Source organism: Martinezella rhizogenes (assembly GCF_000799715.1).
Lineage (GTDB): Bacteria > Pseudomonadota > Alphaproteobacteria > Rhizobiales > Rhizobiaceae > Rhizobium > Rhizobium rhizogenes_C.
In genome coordinates, this window is record NZ_JUHG01000019.1 from 1 (window position 1) to 20,126 (window position 20,126).

Below are 20,126 nucleotides of genomic sequence, written 5' to 3' on the forward strand. Positions count from 1 at the left end.
GTGATCACGGCGGCAACGTCAGACGCTTCGGCAAAGGCGACATCGCCGACCAGACGGGTCCGGCCCTCGCCGCGCTCAGGGGCGGCAATCCGGTTGATGCCGACATCGATCACCGTCGCGCCCGGCTTGATCCAGTCCGCCTTGACCATCTCAGGACGGCCGACCGCCGCCACCAGAATATCGGCGGTGCGAGCGACCATGGCCAAGTCCTTGGTGCGGGAGTGTGCCGTCGTCACCGTCGCATTGGCGTTGAGCAGCAATTGCGCCATCGGCTTGCCGAACAGATTGGAGCGGCCGATGACGACGGCATTCAGTCCCGACAGGTCCTCGCCATGGACGCGGCGCACCAGAAGCATCGCACCAGCCGGCGTGCAGGAAATCAGGCCGGTTGCCAGATCGCCAGTGGCAAGCTTGCCGGCATTGACCACATGCAGTCCATCGACATCCTTCTCCGGCCGGATCGACTGGATGATCGGCTCCGAGTTCAAATGCTGCGGCAGCGGCAGCTGCACCAGGATGCCGTGGATGGAGGCGTCGTCGTTCAGCGACTGGACGAGACTTGCCAATGCTTCCTGCGTCGTCTCGGCCGGCAGTGTGTGCTGGATGGAGTTGAAGCCGCATTCCTTGGCCATCCTGCTCTTCGAGCTCACATAGCTATGGCTGGCCGGGTCGTCCCCGACGATCACCACCGCAAGACCAGCCTTCGTTCCGGTCTCACTCTCCAAAGCAGACGTCGCCACCTTCACCGCCTCGATCACCGAAGCCGCCACCTGCTTGCCGTCGATCACGGTTGCCGCAGTCATCGCAGTCATCGCAGCCATGGCTTACCCCATCCTCTCGGAGGCATAACTCCCCGGGCTTGCCGGGAAGACGATGGTGCGGTTGCCGTTGAGGAAGGTGCGGTAGTGGATATGTGCATGGATGGCGCGGGCGAGAACCTGGCTCTCCACATCCCGGCCGATCGACACATAATCGTCCGCCGACTGCGCATGGGTGATGCGCGCCGTGTCCTGCTCGATGATCGGACCTTCGTCCAGATCGGCGGTGACATAATGCGCCGTCGCTCCGATCAGTTTTACACCACGCTCATAAGCCTGCTTGTAGGGATTGGCTCCCTTGAAGCTCGGCAGGAAGGAGTGGTGGATATTGATGATCCGGCCGGACATCTTGCTGCACATGGAATCGGACAGGATCTGCATGTAGCGGGCCAGCACGATCAGTTCCGTGCCGGTCTGCTCGACCACATCCATGATCCGGGCTTCCGCCTGCGGCTTGTTGGCCTTGGTCACCGGAATATGGTGGAAGGGGATATCGTGGTTGACCACCACTTTCTGATATTCGAAATGATTAGAGACGACACCGACGATGTCGATCGGCAGCGCGCCGATCTTCCAGCGGTAGAGCAGGTCGTTCAAACAATGGCCGAAGCGCGACACCATCAGCAGCACCTTCATGCGCTTCTGGGTGTCGTGGATCTCGGCCTCCATCTCGAACTTGCCCACGATCGGCTTGAAGCCCTCGACCAGCGCCTCCTGGCCGACGCCCTCTTCGGACACAAAACTGACGCGCATGAAGAACTTGCCGGTATCGAGATCGTCGAACTGGCTGGAGTCGACGATGTTGCAGCCCTGGTCCGCCAGATAGTTGGCGATCGCCGCTACAATCCCGCGTGTCGAGCGGCACGATACCCGTAGAACGTAGTTCTTCATCCCTCTTCCCTCGCAGTCCGGGATCATATATCCGCGTCAGGCCGGAGTTTTAGCCTCCGGCCCATGCGCTTATCCTATGGAATGTCGTGCAACGCTCAGATATCGAGCGTGCTGTCACGTTCCCATTGCGTGAAGTGCGAGCAATAGGAATTCCATTCCTGATGCTTGAGCTTCAGATAGGCGGCGGAGAATTCCGAGCCGATCGCTTCCTTCAGACCCTCGTCCTCGTCATAGGCTCTGAGCGCATCGAGCAGGTTGAGCGGCAGGCGCGGCGCATCTTTCACCAGATGACCCTCGGCATACATATCGATGTCATGATGCGGACCGGGATCGGCCTTGTTGCGGATGCCGTCAAGGCCGGCGGCGATGATGATCGCCTGGAGCAGATAGGGATTGACGGCACCGTCCGGCAGGCGCAGTTCGAAGCGGCCAGGGCCGGGCACGCGCACCATATGGGTGCGGTTGTTGCCGGTCCAGGTCACCGTGTTCGGCGACCAGGTGGCCCCTGAAGTGGTGCGCGGCGCGTTGATGCGCTTGTAGGAATTGACCGTCGGATTGGTGATCGCCGCCAGCGACGAGGCATGCTTCATGATGCCGCCAAGGAACTGCTTGCCTTGCGCCGAGAGACCGAATTCCGCTTCCTTGTCGGCAAAGACGTTGGTCTTGCCGTCATTGCTCCACACCGAGATATGGCAATGGCAGCCATTGCCGGTCAGGCCCTTGAAGGGCTTCGGCATGAAGGTGGCGCGCAGCCCGTGCTTTTCGGCAATCGACTTGACCATGAACTTGAAGAAGGAATGCTTGTCAGCCGTCTTCAGCGCGTCGTCGAATTCCCAGTTCATCTCGAACTGGCCGTTGGCATCCTCGTGGTCGTTCTGATAGGCGCCCCAGCCGAGTTCCAGCATGTAGTCGCAGATCTCGGCGATCACGTCATAGCGACGCATGACGGCCTGCTGGTCGTAGCAGGGCTTTTCGGCGGTGTCGTATTCGTCCGAAATCTTCGAGCCGTCAGCGGTGATCAGGAAGAATTCGGCTTCGACGCCGGTCTTGACCCGCATGCCCTCGGCCTCAGCCGACTTCACGAGCTTTTTCAGCACGTTGCGCGGCGCCTGGGCGACGAGCTTGCCATCCATCCACAAATCGGCGGCAACCCAGGCAACCTCTTTCTTCCAGGGAAGCTGGATGACGGAGGATGGATCCGGCACGGCAAACAGGTCCGGATGGGCGGGCGTCATGTCGAGCCAGGTGGCGAAACCGGCAAAGCCGGCGCCCTCTTCCTGCATCGCGGCAATCGCCTGCGCCGGCACCAGCTTGGCGCGCTGGCCGGAGAAAAGATCCGTATAGCTGATCATGAAATATTTGATGCCTTTGTCTTTGGCAAAAGCAGCAAGGTCCAGTGTCATTCTCGTTCCCCTTTGGATTTCTTAGAGACACTTCGATTTTGATAAGATGCCGCCGGGCTCTTTGACCCGGCGGTGAAAATTCAGTAGCCCCCTTTGCCCGGATACCAGCTCGTGCCGGCAAGCGGGATCTGCGCCATGGCGGCAGCTTCCATCGTCAGCGCGCACAGGTCTTCCGGCTCCAGATTATGAAGGTGGTTCTTGCCGCAGGCACGCGCGATCGTCTGGGCCTCGAGCGTCATGACCTTCAGATAGTTGGCAAGACGACGGCCCGCCGCAACCGGGTCAAGCCGCGCGGCGAGCTCCGGGTCCTGCGTGGTGATGCCGGCCGGGTCCTTGCCTTCGTGCCAGTCGTCATAGGCGCCGGCAGTGGTGCCGAGCTTCTGGTACTCTTCTTCCCAGCGCGGATCATTGTCGCCGATCGCGACCAGCGCCGCCGTGCCGATGGCAACCGCATCGGCGCCAAGCGCCAACGCCTTTGCCACATCAGCGCCGGAGCGAATGCCGCCGGAGATGACCAGCTGCACCTTGCGGTGCATGCCGAGATCCTGCAGCGCCTGAACGGCGGGACGAATGCAGGCGAGCGTCGGCATGCCGACATTTTCGATGAAGACGTCCTGCGTCGCGGCCGTGCCGCCCTGCATGCCGTCGAGAACAACGACATCGGCACCGGCCTTCACGGCCAGAGCCGTATCGTAATAGGGACGCGCACCGCCAACCTTGACGTAAATCGGCTTTTCCCAATCGGTGATTTCGCGCAGTTCCATGATCTTGATTTCAAGATCGTCTGGACCGGTCCAGTCCGGATGACGGCAGGCCGAGCGCTGGTCGATGCCTTTCGGCAGATTGCGCATATGGGCGACGCGATCGGAAATCTTCTGGCCGAGCAGCATGCCGCCGCCGCCGGGCTTGGCGCCCTGCCCGACCACCACTTCGATCGCATCCGCACGACGCAGATCTTTCGGGTTCATGCCGTAGCGCGAGGGAAGATACTGATAGACGAGGGTCTGCGAATGGCCGCGTTCTTCATCGGTCATGCCGCCGTCGCCAGTCGTGGTCGACGTGCCCGCAAGCGTTGCGCCGCGGCCGAGCGCTTCCTTGGCGTTGCCCGACAGCGCGCCGAAGCTCATGCCGGCAATGGTGATCGGGGTTTTGAGCGTAATGGGCTTCTTGGCAAAGCGGCTGCCGAGAACCACCGTCGTATCGCACTTCTCGCGATAGCCTTCGAGCGGATAGCGCGAGATCGATGCACCGAGGAAAAGAAGATCGTCGAAATGCGGCACCTTACGCTTCGTGCCGGCGCCGCGAATGTCGTAGATGCCGGTTGCCGCCGCGCGGCGGATCTCAGCCAGCGTATGGTCGTCGAAGGTGGCGGACTTGCGCGGCGGCGTCAGAGGATTGTGATAGCTCATGATATTCCTTTCGCCTCAGTACGCGTCGGCATTGTCGATGTTGAAATTGTAGAGCTTGCGCGCCGATCCGTAGCGCTTGAACTCTTCCGGCTTGACGCCGCTAACGCCGGCCTTGTCGAGAAGCTCGGAAAGCTTTTCGAGATGCTCCGGGCGCATCTCCTTCTCGATACAGTCCGAACCGAGGCTCTTGACCGAGCCGCGCACGAAAAGCTTGGCTTCGTAGAGGCTGTCGCCCAGCGCATCGCCGGCATCACCGAGCACGACCAGATGCCCCGATTGCCCCATGAAGGCAGACATATGGCCGATATTGCCATGCACGACGATATCGATACCCTTCATCGAGATGCCGCAACGGGACGCCGCATTGCCCTTGATGACCAAGAGGCCGCCCTGGCCGGTCGCACCCGCATACTGGCTCGCATCGCCTTCGATGACAACGGTGCCCGACATCATGTTCTCGGCAACGCCTGGGCCGGCGGAGCCATGGACGGTGACGTTGCCGCCATCGTTCATGCCGGCGCAATAATAGCCGACGGAGCCTTTGACTTCGACCGTCACGGGAGCATCGATACCGACGGCAACCGCATGATGGCCGCGCGGGTTCACGACTTCGAAGGCAGTATCGTTGGCGCCTGCCGCAAGGCCGTGGAGAGCGCTATTGAGGTCACGCAGCGACGTGACGGAAAGATCGAAAACTGGCATTAAAGAACTCTCTCGATTGCGCCGACCCTGATCAGGCAGCCTTTTCGTGATCCCAGAAATAGACGGTGGCCGGTTCCGGCTCCCAGATGCGGGCATCCTCGATGCCGGGCAGATTGACGAGCGCGCGATATTCGGAGCCGAAGGCAACATAACGATCGGTCTCGGCCATGACTGCCGGCTTGCAGGCGATAGGATCACGCACGACGCCGAAGCCGGACTTGGTGCCGACGACGAAGGTGAAGAAACCGTCGAGATCGTCCAGCGCGCCGGTCAATGCCTCGCCCAGATCCTTACCCTTGGCCATCTCGGCTGTCAGATAGGCGGCAGCAACCTCGGTGTCGTTCTGAGTCTCGAAGGTCATGCCCTCGCGCACCAGCTCGCGGCGAAGATTGTTGTGGTTCGACAGCGAGCCATTATGGACCAGGCATTGATCAGAGCCGGTCGAAAAAGGATGAGCACCGAGCGTCGTCACGGCGGATTCGGTTGCCATACGGGTATGACCGATACCGTGCGTTCCAGACATGGAGGCGACGCCGAAACGGGAGACGACGTCCTTCGGAAGGCCCGTCTCCTTATAGATTTCGATGGCGTCGCCGCTGCTCATCACCCGGACATCCGGCCGCAGCGACGCGATCGCGGCGCGGCCCTCGTCGAGCTTGTCCTTCGCAAGCACGATAACGGCATGCGTGCTCTTGACCTCGATCGACACCGGTGCGTCGAGCACCCGTCGGAGGTCCTGCTCGAGGCCGTCGAAATCCTTTGCCGGATGGGCGGACTGGATGGTGATTTTTGCTTTGTTGCCGTTCGCGCCGCCGTAAATCGCGATGCCGGCGCTGTCGGGGCCACGGTCCGTCATCGTCACCAGCATGGACGAGAGAAGCGAGCCGAGCTCCGGCTCCAGGCTTTTATCCTTCAGGAAGAGACCCACAATTCCGCACATGATCAGACCCTCCATTTCGCGTCTGCAAAATGACTAGCAGGTCCAATTTTGGATTTCAACTGGTAAGAATAATATTTTCTTTTAAAGCAAGTCAATCGCTCTTGCCGCGCTGTGGATAGCTGATGATCGACAGATATCGGCTAGGCAGTTTCACCAGCACTTCCGGCCCATGTGGCGCATCGGCGTCGAAGAACAGGCTATCACCCGGCTGCATCGAGAAAAGCTGGTCGCCATGACGATAGACCACCTCGCCTTCCAGCATATAAAGGAACTCCATGCCCTCGTGCTGGAAGGTCGGGAAGACATCGGAATTGGTTGTCAGCGTGATGAGATAGGGCTCGACGATGACGCCGCTCGAATTATTGTCGATGTGGCCGAGCAGATTATATTGATGACCGGCGCGCGTGCCGCGTCGTTCAAGCTCGATGCCTTCCCCGGCTTTGACGAAGACGGCGTTGCGCGGCTCCTCGTAGCGCCGGAAGAAGGCCGTCAGCGGCACGCCGAGCGCACGCGAGAGCGATTGCAGCGTCGTCAGCGATGGCGAGATATTGCCGTTTTCGATCTTCGACAGCATGCCGAGTGAAATCCCGGTAGCGGCCGCAAGATCGGTGACGGTGATGCCGAGCTTCTTACGATAGGCGCGCACCTCATGGCCGATCGCCATTTCCAGATTGTTTTCCTTCGGCTCGCGAACCGCATGTGGGTTCTGCAACAAGGCCGGCCGCGCGCCCTGGGGATGCTCGTCGATCGATGTCTTCTCCGGCTTCGTCTTCATTCACGATCCTTTGCTGCAACGCGTCATCGCAGCCACCCTATCGTCGCAGTGAAATTTTCTCAACCACGACGAAAGTCAGGACTTACGAATATTGCTGGGTGCCGCGCCATAGGCGCTGCGATAGACGCGGGAGAAATGCGCGCCGCTGGAAAAACCGGTGGCAATGGCGATTTCGGAGATCGAAAGCGGGCTCTGTTCCAGCAATCGCCGCGCGTGCTGAAGCCTGATGCGGCGATATTGATCGAGAAAGGTGGAGCCGAGATGCGCCGCAAACAACCGATCGAGATGACGCGGCGTGACGCCGGCGATCCGGGCCATGGCGGTGCGGCCGAGCGGCATCTCGATCGTCTCCTCCATTTTCTCCAGCACGCTCAAAAGGCCGGGATGATGCACCCCGTAGCGCTCGGCAAGCGACCCGCGCTGTGGCGCTGTGGGTTCACCGACCTCAGTATGCAGATACCAGTCGCTGACGCGGCGGGCGAAATCCGGCCCCATGCGCTCGGAAATCAGCGCATGCATCATGTCGAGCGGCGCGATGCCGCCGCCGCAGGTGATGCGATTACCGTCGACGACGAACCGGGCCTGGCGCGGCGAAAGCGCGGGAAAGGCTTCAAGCAGCGCCGGCGCGTGCTCCCAATGGATGGTGAAGTCACGCTCGGCAAGCAGCCCGGCTTCGGCCAGCAGATAGGGGCCGCCGGAAATGCCGCCGATACGCACGCCCTCGCGTGCCAATTGTCGCAAACAGGCGAACACGGCCGGATAATGCCAGTCGCGCGGCGAACCGCCGGCGCAGACGAAGATGGTGCCGAGCCCTGAGCCACGGCCTGGAAGCGGATCGGCCGGCACCGGCACGCCGCCGGAGGACAGAGACAGCACACCGTCCGGCGAGAAGCTTGAGAGACGATAGATCTCCCGCCCCGCCAGCAGATTGGCGGCGCGTAGCGGTTCGGTCGCCGAAGCATAGGACATCAGGGCAAATCCGGGAATCAGGATGAAGCCGATGTGCTGGACGTTTTTCGCATCAATCGATGACATGTCCTTTTTCTATTCATAAAGGTCCTAAATGGGCAAGTGGGTAGCAGCTCTTCTGTCATCATACGGCGGTTCTTTCGGAGCAATTCATGCGCTATTCCGCTTTATCGATTTTCCTCAACGGCCTTCGCGGCAATGCCGGCTGGGCTCCCGCTTGGCGGCAGCCCGAGCCGAAGCCGCATTATGATGTCATTATCGTTGGCGGCGGCGGCCATGGGCTCGCAACGGCCTATTACCTCGCCAAGACCTTCGGCATCACCAATGTCGCCGTCTTGGAAAAGGGTTATCTCGGCTCCGGCAATATCGGCCGAAACACGACGATCATCCGCTCGAACTACCTGCTACAAGGCAATAACCCCTTCTACGAGCTATCGATGAAGCTTTGGGAAGGGCTGGAGCAGGATTTCAATTTTAACGCCATGGTCTCGCAGCGCGGCGTTCTCAATCTTTTCCACTCGGACGCACAGCGCGACGCCTATACACGGCGCGGCAATGCCATGCGGCTGCACGGCGTCGATGCCGAGTTCCTCGACAAGGCGGCGGTGCGACGGAAACTCCCCTTCCTCGATTTCGATAGTGCCCGCTTCCCGATCATGGGCGGCCTGTTCCAGCCGCGCGGCGGCACGGTGCGCCATGATGCCGTCGCCTGGGGCTATGCGCGCGGCGCCGACAGCCGCGGCGTCGACATCATCACCGGCTGCGAAGTGACGGGCATCCGCAGCGAAAACGGCCGCGTTACCGGTGTCGAGACCACCAAGGGCTTCATCGGCTGCGGCAAGCTGGCGCTGGCGGCGGCCGGCAACTCCACCGTCGTCGCCGATATGGCCGGCCTGCGCCTGCCGATCGAAAGCCATGTACTGCAGGCCTTCGTCTCCGAGGGGCTGAAGCCCTTCATCGATACGGTCGTCACCTTCGGCGCCGGCCATTTCTACGTCTCGCAGTCGGACAAGGGCGGCCTCGTCTTCGGCGGCGACATCGACGGCTACAATTCCTATGCCCAGCGCGGCAATCTCGCCACCGTCGAACATGTCGCCGAGGCCGGCGTCGCCCTGATCCCGTCGCTCACCCGCGTGCGCTACCTGCGCTCATGGGGTGGGGTCATGGATATGAGCATGGACGGCTCGCCGATCATCGACCGCACCCATATCGACAATCTCTATCTGAACGCCGGCTGGTGCTACGGCGGCTTCAAGGCGACGCCGGCCTCCGGCTATTGCTACGCCCATCTGATCGCCCGCAACGAGCCGCATGAGACCGCCCGGGAGCTGCGCCTCGACCGTTTCCGGCGCGGCTATCAGCTCGACGAAAAGGGCGTCGGCGCCCAGCCGAACCTGCACTGAGGACATGATGACATGGCAAGCCTGATTACCTGCCCTCACTGCGGCCAGCGTCCCAAGGAGGAGTTCACCATCAAGGGCGATGCGAGCCTCACCCGCCCTGCTCCCGATGCCGGTGCGGATGCTTGGTACGACTATGTCTACCTGCGCGACAACCCGAAGGGTGCCCACAAGGAATATTGGCATCACTCGTCCGGCTGCCGTCGCTGGCTGATCGTCGAGCGCGATACCATCACCCATGCCGTTCATGAGGTCAGCGACGCAGCACTTGCCAAGCTCGGAGGCCAGGCATGAGCAGCTATCGCCTTCCCTCCGGCGGCCGGATTGATCGCTCGAACACCATCAACTTCACCTTCGACGGCAAGGCTCTAAGCGGCCATCCCGGCGACACACTTGCCTCCGCCCTGCTGGCCAACGGCACCCAGCTCGTCGGCCGCAGCTTCAAATACCATCGGCCACGCGGCATCCTGACGGCGGGTGCTGCCGAACCCAACGCGCTGGTGACGACTGGAACCGGCGGCCGGACGGAAGCCAACAGCCGCGCCACGATGATCGATCTCTATGATGGGCTGATCGCACGCAGCCAGAACCGATGGCCTTCGCTCGGCTTCGATGTTGGCGCTGTCAACGGCCTGCTTTCACCCTTCCTCAGCGCCGGCTTCTACTACAAGACCTTCATGTGGCCGGCCGCCTTCTGGGAGAAAGTCTATGAGCCGATAATCCGCAAGGCTGCCGGCCTCGGCAGGGCATCCTATGAGGCCGATCCCGATTCCTATGAGAAATGCTGGGCGCATTGCGACCTGCTGGTGATCGGCGCCGGACCGACGGGCCTTGCCGCAGCGCTCACCGCAGGACGCGCCGGTGCCCGCGTCCTCCTTGCCGACGAGAATTTCGCGCTCGGCGGCAACCTGCTTTGCGAGACCGATTCTGCCCTACAAAGCATTCTTGACGACCTTGCGACGCTGCCGAACGTACAGCTCCTGCCGCGCACCACCGTCATCGGTTGGTACGACGACAACGTCTTCGGCGCGGTCGAACGTGTGCAGAAACATGTGGCAACGCCCGATGCGCGCCGTCCGGTCGAACGGTTCTGGCGCATCATCACCAGGCAGGCGATCCTTGCGACCGGCGCGGAGGAACGCCCTCTTATCTTCGGCGGCAACGATATCCCTGGTGTGATGATGGCCGGCGCCATGCGCAGCTACCTCAACCGCCAGGCCGTCGCCCCCGGCGCCCGCACCGTCGTCTTCACCACCAACCAATCCGGCTACCGCACCGCCGCCGATCTTGAAGCGGCCGGCGTCGAGGTTGCCGCCATCGTCGACAACCGCAGCAGCGGTGAAAGCTGGAGCGGCAAGGCGCCAGTCCTCTCCGGGGGATGCATCATCGACGCGCATGGCAGCAAGCAATTGCGCCGTGTGACCATTGCAACGGCGTCCGGCATGCAGGACATCGAGGCCGATGCGCTGGCCATGTCTGGCGGCTGGAGCCCGATCATTCACCTTGCCTGCCATCGCGGCGCAAGGCCCGTCTGGTCCGATGAGAAAGCCGCCTTCCTGGCGCCGGGACGACAGGACGGCTTGCTGATCGCCGGTTCCGCTGCCGGTCTTGCCACCACCGAAACCTGCCTTGACGATGGTGCGCGCAAAGCCGCCGAAGCGCTGGAAGCGATCGGCTTCGGCAGGATCACGCCGGCTTTCGCTCCAGCTGAGGACGTGTCTTCCGCCGCCACGCCGCTCTGGTATGTCAAAGGCGGCAAGGGCAAGGCTTTCGTCGACTATCAAAACGACGTCAATCTCAAGGATCTCGGCCTTGCCGTGCGCGAAGGCTACGGGCATGTCGAGCTCGCCAAGCGTTACACGACCAATGGCATGGCGACCGATCAGGGCAAGCTCTCCAATATCAACGCCATCGGTATTCTTGCCGAAGCGCGCGGAGTCTCGCCCGGCGAGGTCGGCACCACCACCTTCCGGCCCTTCTACACGCCGGTTTCCTTCGGCGCTCTCACCGGCGCTTCGCGCGGCAAGCATTTCCAGCCGGCCCGCAAATCGCCGCTGCACAACTGGGCGAGCAAGAACGGCGCAATTTTTGTCGAGACTGGCCTCTGGTATCGCTCTTCCTGGTTCCCGCGCCAAGGCGAGACGACATGGCGAGAAAGCGTCGATCGCGAGGTGCTGAACATCCGGAGTAATGCCGGCATTTGCGATGTCTCGACGCTCGGCAAGATCGAGATCTACGGCAAGGATGCAGCAGCCTTCCTCGACCGCATCTACTGCAACGGCTTTGCCAAGCTTGCCGTTGGCAAGGCGCGCTATGGTATCATGCTGCGCGAAGACGGCATGATCTATGACGACGGCACGACCAGCCGGCTCGGCGAAGAGCATTTCTTCATGACGACAACGACGGCACTTGCCGCCGGTGTGCTCACCCATCTCGAATTCTGCGCGCAGACACTCTGGCCCGAGCTCGACGTCTATTTTGCCTCCTCGACCGATCAATGGGCACAGATGGCGGTCGCCGGTCCGAAATCCCGCGCGATCCTTTCCGAGATCGTCGACGAGGATCTGTCGGATACCGCTTTCCCCTTCATGAGCGCCCGCCCGGTCACGCTCTTTGGCGGCAAGCTCGAGGGCCGGCTCTTCCGCATCTCTTTCTCCGGCGAACTCGCTTATGAACTCGCCGTGCCCGCCGGTTATGGCGAATGGGTGGCCGATGCCGTCATGCAGGCCGGCGAAAAGCATGGCATCTGCCCTTACGGCGCGGAAGCGCTCGGCGTCATGCGCATCGAGAAGGGCCATGTCACCCATGCCGAGATCAATGGCACGGTGACACCAGGCGATCTCGGTTTTGGCCGCATGGTCTCGGCGACCAAGGTTGATTTCATCGGCAAGGCCATGCTGGCCCGCGAAGGTCTGCAATCCTCAGACCGTCCCCGCCTCGTTGGCGTCAAGCCGATCAATCCGGCGACAAGCTTCCGCACCGGCGCCCATATCCTGGCGGACGGCGCGGCTGCCACACTCGAAAATGATCAGGGCTATGTGACCTCCAGCGCCTTTTCGCCAAGCCTCGGCCATACGATCGGCCTTGCGCTGGTCAAACGCGGACCAGAGCGTATCGGCGAAAAGGTCATGGTCTGGAATGGTCTGAGAAACGAATTCACCGAGGGGCTGCTTTGCAGCCCGGTCTTCATCGATCCTGAAAACGAGAAGCTCCATGCCTGATCGTCCCGAACACAGACCGGTGCTTGCCGGCAACGCCGTCTTGCAAGGTCCCGGCATCCGCTTGGAACCCCTGCCGGAAGGCTATCTGTTGCATGTCATGGGTGCCATCGATACCGAAAGCCTCGCGGGTCATCTTTCCGCCGTCGGGCTTGAAGCGAGCACGATCCGCTCCGCCGGATACCGGCAATGGTTTATCGCCGGCGACGATGCGCTTCCATCGTCGCGTATCGCTGCCCTTTCCTCGGCCCTGCAGGGAGGCGCCTTCGTCTCCGACCAGAGCCATGGCCGCGTCCGCATCGGCCTCTTCGGCCCACAGGCAGCCGAACTGCTTGCCAAAGGCACAGCCGTCGATCTGCATCCCTCGGCATTTTCGGAAGGCCGTTCGACCGTCACGCTGTTCGGCCATATTACGCTGCAACTGACGCGCATTGGTGCTGACAGTTTCGAGTTGACGGTGCTACGCAGCTTTGCCGAAGCGCTCTGCGAGGAACTCGAAGCCCTGGCGGTTTCGCTCGGTGCCGCGCCTGAGCTTTAATCCGCCGCCTTCAGCTCTCCCCAATAAGGGCATCTATTCCCTTGAGAGTCCGATGTTTTGGCATCGTGCTCCATTGTCTTTTTGCAAATACAACTCAACTGGGTTAGAGCGGTTCATTCCCAACCGAACCTGATCCGGCCGACATACTTATGCATTTCAAGAAGGACATAGCCGCACTCTGCAAGGAAAACGGGCTCCGTCTGACCGGGCCGCGGAAGATCATCATGCAGGTTCTGTCGGCGTCGTCAGATCATCCTGATGCGGTGGAGCTGCATCGGCGTGTCAGCGAGATCGATCCGGGCATTGCGATTGCCACCGTCTATCGCACCGTCAATTTGCTGCAGGAAAAGGGCGTGCTGGAAAAGCATACCTTCGGCGATGGTCGGGCTCGCTTCGAGAGCGCCGATCAGGAGCACCATGACCATCTGATCGATGTCGAAACCGGCGATGTGATCGAATTCCGCTCCGACGAAATCGAGCGGTTGCAGGAAGAGATTGCCCGCCAGCACGGCTTCACCATCGTCAGCCATAAGCTGCAAATCTACGTCAGGCCGATCGACAAGAAGCGCCCGCCCAGGAAGGGCAAGAAAACGGTTTAATAAGCCGCCTCCGAGACATTTCCGCAAAAATCTCCCTATACCATTTCCTGCGCTTCCCTCCGCACCGCCTTGCGAGAGATATAGAAGAAGGCGCCGACGAAAGTGATGGCGAGCAGCAGTACGATCGTTGGCGCTGGCGCACTGTCGATGAAGAAGGACAGATAGACGCCGGAAAATGCCGCCGTCACGGCAATCACCACCGATAGCAGGAGCATGGTGCTGAACCTTCGCGCCAGCAGATAGGCGATGGCACCCGGCGCGATCAGCAGGGAGATGGCGAGAATGATGCCGACCGACTGCAACGTCGCCACGATTGTCAGCGACAGCAGGCAAAGCAGACCATAATGGAGCAGGTTGACCCTCAGGCCAACCGCCCTTGCCTGTGCCGGATCGAAGGCATGCAGCAGCAAGTCGCGCCACTTGACGGCGATGACGGCGGCCGCCAATGCGGCGATGGCCGCAGTCTCCACGATGTCCTGAAATCCGATGCCGAGCATGTCGCCAAAGAGAATATGGTCGAGATGCACCTCGGACTGGATTTTCACATAGAGGACCAGGCCGAAGCCGAACATGCCCGAGAAGACGATGCCCATCACCGTATCCTGCTTGATGCGGCTATTGTCTTTGAGAAAGCCTGTGGCAAGGGCACAGACCATGCCGGCGGCAAAGGCGCCGACCGCCAGGGGAAAGCCGACGATATAGGCGATGACCACGCCCGGGAACACCGCATGGCTCATGGCGTCTCCCATGAGAGCCCAACCCTTGAGCACGAGGAAGCAGGACAGCAGCGCCGTCGGCACTGCAATCAGCACCGAGATGATCAGGGCGTTGACCATAAAGTCGAACTGGAACAGCGCCAGCAGGGTGGATAGAACATTCATGGTGTCACCTCCCGCCCTTCCGCCGCCCTGCGTCGGGCGGCCAGCATGCCGTGCTTGGGCGCGAAAAAGAAGGCGGTGAGGAAGACCAGGGTCTGAAGCACGATGATGATGCCGCCGGTGGCGCCATCGAGGAAATAGCTCGCATAGGCGCCGACGAAGCTCGTCACGGCCCCGATCGCAACCGCAATGACGAGCAGCAGCGGGAAGCGATCCGTCAGCAAATAGGCTGTCGCTCCTGGTGTCACCACCATGCAGATGACGAGAAAGGCGCCGACGGTCTGGAGTGCCGCGACCGTTGAGGCCGAAAGCAGCGTGAAGAACAGGATCTTGAGTGCTGTCGGATTAAGGCCGATCGAACGGGCATGGGTCTCGTCGAAGAAGGTCACCATCAGGTCCTTCCATTTCACCAACAGGATGGCGAGCGAAACGAAGCCGATAATGGCGAGCTGAAGCGTGTCTTCCGGCGTGATGGCGAGGATATTGCCGAGCACGATGGTCTGGATGTTCACCGCCGCGGGCTTGAGCGAAACGACAAACAGACCGAGCCCGAAGAACGAGGAGAAGATCAGCCCGATAATGGCGTCCTCCTTCAGCTTCGTGCGCTGGTTCAGGAACAGCATGGCCGCCGCCGCAAGCCCGCCGGAGAAGAAGGCGCCGATCGAAAAAGGAAGCCCGAGCATATAGGCGCCGGCTACCCCGGGCACGATGGAGTGAGACAACGCATCGCCGATCAGCGACCAGCCCTTCAGCATCAGGAAGCAGGAGAGAAACGCACAGACCGCGCCGACCAGCGCCGAAACCCACATGGCATTGAGCATGTAATTATAGCCGAAGGGTTCGAGAAGCGAGGCCATCAGACACGTTCTCCGTGCTCGTTCGCGGAGACATGTACCGGCGACTTGCCGGCCGGGCCGTTGAGCACGAAATGGCGAAGCACGCCGCCGAAGGCCCTTTCGAGATTCTCCTGCGTGAAGGTCTCGTCGGTCGGCCCATAGGCGAGTACGGTGCCCTTGATGAGCACGGTGCGATCGCAGAACTCCGGCACGGAGCCGAGATTGTGCGTCGAGACCAGCATCACTCGACCATCGTCACGCAACGAACGCAGCAATTTGACAATCGCCTCCTCGGTCTTGACGTCGACGCCGGTGAAAGGCTCGTCAAGCAGGATGACGCGGCTGTCCTGCGCCAGGGCGCGAGCCAGGAAGACGCGTTTCTTCTGGCCGCCGGACAATTCGCCGATCTGACGTTTGCGGAATTCGCTCATGTCGACGCGCGCCAGCGCTCTGGACACCGCTTCATGATCGGCCGCCTTCGCAATCCGCATCATGCCCATATGGCCGTAGCGGCCCATCATGACGACATCCTCGACCAGGACCGGAAAATTCCAGTCGACCTCTTCCGCCTGCGGCACATAGGCGACGAGGTTCTGTCGCAGCGCTTGTTTGACGGGCAGTCCCAAGACCGAAATCTCGCCCTTTGCCAGGCGCACGAAACCCATGATCGCCTTGAAGAGGGTCGATTTACCCGAACCGTTGACGCCAACCAGTGCCGTGATTGTGCCCGTCGGGATCTTGAAGCTGGCGTCGCGCAGTGCGGTATGGCCGTTGCGATAGGTGACGGTGGCATCCTTCACGACAATGCCGCGCCCCGCATCCGCCGGTGCGGGGGAGATACGGGTGACGACCGCGTTCATTGCGACAGACCCTCGGCCAGCCCTTTCGCCACGGTATCGGAGGTGACGCGCAGAAGGTCGACATAGGTCGGCACGGGACCATCGGCATCGCTCAGGGAGTCGACATAGAGCACGCCGCCATAATGCGTGCCGGTCTCGCGCGCGACCTGCCGGGCCGGCTTGTCGGAGATGGTGCTTTCGCTGAAGACCGCGCTGATCTTGTTGGCACGGACCGCATCGACCACCTTGCGCACCTGTTGCGGCGTACCCTGCTGGTCGGCATTGATCGGCCAGAGATAGAGCTCCTTCAGGCCGAAATCGCGGGCAAGGTACGAGAAGGCCCCCTCACTCGAGACCAGCCAGCGCTTGTCTTGCGGGATGGTATCCAGCTTCTCGCGGATCGGCGCGATGGTCGCCTCGATCTTCGCTTTGTAGGCCTCGGCATTGACCTTGTAGATCCCGGCGTTCTTCGGATCGTATTTGACGAAGGCATCGCGGATATTGTCGACATAGACGATCGCGTTTTTCGGCGACATCCAGGCATGCGGATTGGGCTTGCCGTTATAGGGGCCTTCCGTGATGCCCATCGGCTCAACGCCGGTCGAGACCACGACGTCGGGAACGTCCTTCAGGTGCCGATAGAACTTCTGGAACCAGAGCTCGAGATTGAGACCGTTCGAGAAGACAAGCTGGGCGCCCTGCGCCCGCTGGATGTCGCCGGGCGTCGGCTGATATTCATGGATCTCGGCGCCGGGCTTGGTGATCGATTCGACGATCGCGGCATCACCCGCCACATTCTTCGCCATGTCGGCGATGACCGTGAAGGTCGTTACCGCCTTGAACTTCTGATTGGCAGCCTCTTCGGCGGCCGCACCACCGGCCATCAGGCCAAGTGCCGCGAAACCTGCCAATCCCGCAAGGACCCTGCGTCGGGCGCGATCAAACATGAAATTGTCTCTCCTTTTTCTTTACTCGAACCGAGATAGTCGCCTCGTCCCGACAGCCGTCTTGCCTGTCGGCCTTCACAGGCGCGCAAAATGCCATTCGGCAGCAGGCACCCTGTAACCGGTGAAACTTGATCGATCGCTGGAACGGCCCCCGCCTTTCCTCTCGATTGTGAGCCCCACAATAGCCGGCCCTCATTTTGCAAATGCAACTCATTTGCAAGATTATCCGCCGCATCTCACAGATTGATTATTCTGCAATTGCGACTGAATTGCAATAATGATCCGTGAAAACGCGCAAACTTTTTGACGAAACGAACCGAGCGACAGGAAAGAAGTCTATGATTTTCCCGACAGCGGCGCTCAACCGCGTCCTAGAAGCTTGGGGGCGTACAGGCGCTGATGACTTCGCATGGCACCGGTCCGACACACCGGAAACGATGTGGGCGTCGGCTCTCGAAGTAATAGGCGTCTCCCGGCCCGAGGATGCGCCTTTCCTCGTCCACCGTGACCTCGAGCCGACCGGACAGGACGATCCCTCCCTCCTCGCCTTCATGGACGAGCGGCACCTTGCCCGTGTCTGATCCCGGTTGGTAGCATTCCTTCAGGATCTGAAGGCTGCGACCAAACAGGTTGTCACCGATCTGGCGATAGGAGATCGGCCCCTTGCCGATCTCGACAAGCTCCTCGGCCGCATAGAAAGCCCTGCGGGATTTCTCGGGCTCGAATGCGAAGAATTCCGCAAGCCCGATCGGGATGCCGTCGAGAATGCGCTTCAGAGCGCCCACCGATGGATTGGTGGAATTCGACTCGATCAGCGAAATTGTCGAATTCGTCACCCCCGCCCGCTTCGCAAGTTCGCGCTGCGACAGATTGTGCGCCAGGCGCAGATGCCGCAAGCGGTTGCCAATATCGACGGACATGGATTCCTCATGTTTTCGGTTGTTCGATATATGGAAATATCATGTAATTCGTATTCTATTTTTCAATGACTTAGCAAGCAGCAGAAAAGGACTTGTTCAAAAACGGAAAATGCCTGATGTGAATCACCACCTCAATGGAGAGAGCCATGGATCAGATCAGCAAGCCGAACAGCCCCAGCCTCGAAAACTTCTGGATGCCTTTCACCGCAAACCGACAGTTCAAGACGGCTCCCCGCTTGCTGGCCTCGGCGGAGGGCATGTATTACACCGACGTCGACGGCAACAAGGTTCTCGATGGCACGGCCGGTCTCTGGTGCGTCAACGTCGGCCATGGCCGCGAGCGCATCACCCAGGCTGTCGAACGGCAGCTGCGCACCCTGGACTTCGCGCCGACGTTCCAGATGGGGCATCCGATCGCATTCGAATTTGCGGAAAAGCTGGCAGCGATCGCGCCGGGTGGCCCCAACGCCAAGCTCGATCGCGTGTTCTTCACCGGATCCGGCTCTGAATCCGTGGACACCGCCCTCAAGATCGCCATCGCCTATCAGCGGGCGATCGGTCAGGGCACCCGGTCACGCATCATCGGCCGCGAGAAGGGCTATCACGGCGTCGGCTTCGGCGGTATTTCCGTCGGCGGCCTTGTCAACAACCGCCGCGTCTTCCCGCAGATCCCCGCCGACCATATGCGCCACACGCTCGACGTCGAGCGCAATGCCTTCTCCAAGGGCCTCCCGCAACACGGCATCGAGCTAGCCGAGGATCTCGAGCGTCTGGTAGCGCTGCACGGCGCGGAGACGATCGCAGCCGTCATCGTCGAGCCCATGTCCGGCTCGGCCGGCGTCGTCCTGCCGCCGAAGGGCTATCTGGAACGCCTGCGCGCGATTGCCGACAAGCACGGCATCCTTTTGATCTTCGACGAAGTCATCACCGGCTTCGGCCGTCTGGGCACCCCATTTGCGACCGACTATTTCGGCGTCGTGCCCGATCTCGTCACCACCGCCAAGGGCATCACCAACGGCGCAGTCCCGATGGGCGCCGTTTTCGCAAGCCGCAAGGTGCATGATGGCCTAATGACCGGACCGGAAAACCAGATCGAGCTCTTCCACGGCTACACCTATTCCGGCCATCCCGTCGCCTGCGCCGCCGGCATTGCTACCCTGGAAATCTATCAGGAAGAAGGCCTGCTGACCCGCGGCGCCGAGCTCGCCGAGACCTGGCAGGACGCGCTTCACTCGCTGAAGGGCCTGCCCAACGTCCTCGATATCCGCAATCTCGGCGTCGTCGGTGCGATCGAACTTGCGCCGCGCGACGGTGCGCCTGGCACCCGCGCCTACGACGTCTTCGTCGACTGCTTCCAGAAGGGCCTGCTGATCCGGGTCACTGGGGACATCATCGCCCTGTCGCCGCCGCTCATCATCGAAAAGGACGAGATCGGCAAAATCGTCTCGATCCTCGGCGACGCCTTGAAGCGCGTATCCTAAGCCATTCAATCGACCTCTGAGCTGCCCGGCATTTCCAATGCCGGGCGCTTTCGTCTCCGCACAAGACGCGAAAGCCCTTCAGCGGCGGCCCTTTGCCCGGGTTGCCAGCACGTTTCTGATCGAAAAACTCGAATGGATCCGCAGCACGCCCGGCAAGGTCGACAGGATCTCCTTGTGGATCCGCTCAAACTCTCCGGCGCCGGCAACCTCCACCTTCAAAAGATAATCCGATCCGCCCGTCATCAGGAAGCATTCCTGGATTTCCGGGTGCTTCCGAACGGCTGCCTCGAAGCGATTGAGGTGATCCTCGGTCTGCCGCTCCAGCGTGATGTTGATGATCACGGCGATGGCACTCTCGCCTGAAACACTGTCGATGAGCGCTGTGTAACCACGAATCACGCCGGCCTTTTCAAGAAGATTGATACGCCGCAGGCAGGCGGACGGCGATAGCCCCACCTCGACCGCCAGCTTCGCATTGCTCATGCGCGCATTCAGCCGGAGCAGCCGAATGATGTTCCGGTCGATCACATCAATTCCCGACATGCATATTCTTTCAATTTATC

Annotated in this window: 20 protein-coding genes; 6 read left to right on the top strand and 14 right to left on the bottom strand. The window is 61.1% G+C overall.

The window, feature by feature from the left end:
* From folD to EX00_RS27910, 8 genes are all read right to left on the bottom strand, one after another.
* On the bottom strand, nucleotides 1-812 hold an 812-nt coding region (gene folD, locus EX00_RS27875; RefSeq protein WP_234709141.1), incomplete at its 3' end, for a bifunctional methylenetetrahydrofolate dehydrogenase/methenyltetrahydrofolate cyclohydrolase FolD.
* 12 nt (nucleotides 813-824) lie between these two features.
* Nucleotides 825-1,709: a formyltetrahydrofolate deformylase gene (gene purU, locus EX00_RS27880; RefSeq protein ID WP_047465233.1), complete on the bottom strand. Its 885-nt coding sequence runs from the start codon at nucleotides 1,707-1,709 to the stop codon at nucleotides 825-827.
* Between the two features lie 95 nt (nucleotides 1,710-1,804).
* Nucleotides 1,805-3,112, bottom strand: coding sequence for a type III glutamate--ammonia ligase (gene glnT / locus EX00_RS27885; protein WP_047465234.1), 1,308 nt, complete (start codon nucleotides 3,110-3,112; stop codon nucleotides 1,805-1,807).
* Nucleotides 3,113-3,192: 80 nt separating this feature from the next.
* Entirely contained in the window at nucleotides 3,193-4,521 is a 1,329-nt protein-coding gene (locus EX00_RS27890) for an FMN-binding glutamate synthase family protein (protein ID WP_047465236.1), read from the bottom strand.
* A gap of 15 nt (nucleotides 4,522-4,536) precedes the next feature.
* Nucleotides 4,537-5,223 carry a GltB/FmdC/FwdC-like GXGXG domain-containing protein gene (locus EX00_RS27895; protein WP_047465239.1) on the bottom strand — a complete coding sequence of 229 codons (687 nt, stop codon included), beginning with the start codon at nucleotides 5,221-5,223 and terminating at the stop codon, nucleotides 4,537-4,539.
* Nucleotides 5,224-5,254: 31 nt separating this feature from the next.
* Complete coding sequence (locus EX00_RS27900) at nucleotides 5,255-6,163, bottom strand: class II glutamine amidotransferase (RefSeq protein WP_047465240.1); 909 nt, start codon at nucleotides 6,161-6,163, stop codon at nucleotides 5,255-5,257.
* A 91-nt stretch (nucleotides 6,164-6,254) separates the two neighbouring features.
* The gene (locus EX00_RS27905; RefSeq protein ID WP_047465242.1) at nucleotides 6,255-6,938 is read right to left on the bottom strand and encodes a helix-turn-helix domain-containing protein; all 684 of its coding nucleotides are present in this window, start codon (nucleotides 6,936-6,938) and stop codon (nucleotides 6,255-6,257) included.
* A 75-nt stretch (nucleotides 6,939-7,013) separates the two neighbouring features.
* Nucleotides 7,014-7,973: a GlxA family transcriptional regulator gene (locus EX00_RS27910; protein ID WP_047465244.1), complete on the bottom strand. Its 960-nt coding sequence runs from the start codon at nucleotides 7,971-7,973 to the stop codon at nucleotides 7,014-7,016.
* Nucleotides 7,974-8,059: 86 nt separating this feature from the next.
* Between EX00_RS27910 and EX00_RS27915 the strand changes: the two genes are divergently transcribed.
* The 5 genes from EX00_RS27915 to EX00_RS27935 all read left to right on the top strand — a co-directional run bounded on the left by EX00_RS27915 (nucleotide 8,060) and on the right by EX00_RS27935 (nucleotide 13,662).
* Entirely contained in the window at nucleotides 8,060-9,310 is a 1,251-nt protein-coding gene (locus tag EX00_RS27915; RefSeq protein WP_047465245.1) for a sarcosine oxidase subunit beta family protein, read from the top strand.
* Between the two features lie 12 nt (nucleotides 9,311-9,322).
* The gene (locus EX00_RS27920; protein ID WP_047465246.1) at nucleotides 9,323-9,601 is read left to right on the top strand and encodes a sarcosine oxidase subunit delta; all 279 of its coding nucleotides are present in this window, start codon (nucleotides 9,323-9,325) and stop codon (nucleotides 9,599-9,601) included.
* The gene (locus EX00_RS27925; RefSeq protein ID WP_047465247.1) at nucleotides 9,598-12,528 is read left to right on the top strand and encodes a sarcosine oxidase subunit alpha family protein; all 2,931 of its coding nucleotides are present in this window, start codon (nucleotides 9,598-9,600) and stop codon (nucleotides 12,526-12,528) included. Before EX00_RS27920 ends, EX00_RS27925 begins: the two co-directional genes overlap by 4 nt.
* Complete coding sequence (locus EX00_RS27930; RefSeq protein WP_047465248.1) at nucleotides 12,521-13,063, top strand: sarcosine oxidase subunit gamma; 543 nt, start codon at nucleotides 12,521-12,523, stop codon at nucleotides 13,061-13,063. The genes EX00_RS27925 and EX00_RS27930 overlap by 8 nt, the downstream gene beginning before the upstream one ends.
* A gap of 149 nt (nucleotides 13,064-13,212) precedes the next feature.
* Nucleotides 13,213-13,662 (top strand): Fur family transcriptional regulator, encoded by a 450-nt coding sequence (locus tag EX00_RS27935; RefSeq protein ID WP_047465249.1) that lies wholly within the window; start codon nucleotides 13,213-13,215, stop codon nucleotides 13,660-13,662.
* A 35-nt stretch (nucleotides 13,663-13,697) separates the two neighbouring features.
* Here EX00_RS27935 and EX00_RS27940 read toward each other — a convergent pair whose 3' ends face one another.
* The 5 genes from EX00_RS27940 to EX00_RS27960 all read right to left on the bottom strand — a co-directional run bounded on the left by EX00_RS27940 (nucleotide 13,698) and on the right by EX00_RS27960 (nucleotide 18,082).
* Complete coding sequence (locus EX00_RS27940) at nucleotides 13,698-14,543, bottom strand: metal ABC transporter permease (protein ID WP_047465250.1); 846 nt, start codon at nucleotides 14,541-14,543, stop codon at nucleotides 13,698-13,700.
* Entirely contained in the window at nucleotides 14,540-15,400 is an 861-nt protein-coding gene (locus EX00_RS27945) for a metal ABC transporter permease (protein ID WP_047465251.1), read from the bottom strand. The genes EX00_RS27940 and EX00_RS27945 overlap by 4 nt, the downstream gene beginning before the upstream one ends.
* Complete coding sequence (locus EX00_RS27950; RefSeq protein WP_047465252.1) at nucleotides 15,397-16,236, bottom strand: manganese/iron ABC transporter ATP-binding protein; 840 nt, start codon at nucleotides 16,234-16,236, stop codon at nucleotides 15,397-15,399. Before EX00_RS27950 ends, EX00_RS27945 begins: the two co-directional genes overlap by 4 nt.
* A complete protein-coding gene (locus EX00_RS27955; protein WP_047465253.1) occupies nucleotides 16,233-17,162 on the bottom strand; it encodes a metal ABC transporter substrate-binding protein in 930 nt (309 codons plus the stop codon). Before EX00_RS27955 ends, EX00_RS27950 begins: the two co-directional genes overlap by 4 nt.
* 371 nt (nucleotides 17,163-17,533) lie before the next feature.
* Nucleotides 17,534-18,082 (bottom strand): cupin domain-containing protein, encoded by a 549-nt coding sequence (locus EX00_RS27960; protein WP_047465255.1) that lies wholly within the window; start codon nucleotides 18,080-18,082, stop codon nucleotides 17,534-17,536.
* Nucleotides 18,083-18,228: 146 nt separating this feature from the next.
* Between EX00_RS27960 and aptA the strand changes: the two genes are divergently transcribed.
* On the top strand, nucleotides 18,229-19,563 hold the full coding sequence (aptA, locus tag EX00_RS27965; protein ID WP_047465256.1) for an omega-aminotransferase AptA: 1,335 nt from the start codon (nucleotides 18,229-18,231) through the stop codon (nucleotides 19,561-19,563).
* Between the two features lie 78 nt (nucleotides 19,564-19,641).
* Here the strand turns inward: aptA and EX00_RS27970 are convergent, their stop codons facing one another.
* Complete coding sequence (locus tag EX00_RS27970) at nucleotides 19,642-20,106, bottom strand: Lrp/AsnC family transcriptional regulator (RefSeq protein ID WP_047465258.1); 465 nt, start codon at nucleotides 20,104-20,106, stop codon at nucleotides 19,642-19,644.
* Nucleotides 20,107-20,126 lie beyond the last annotated feature (20 nt).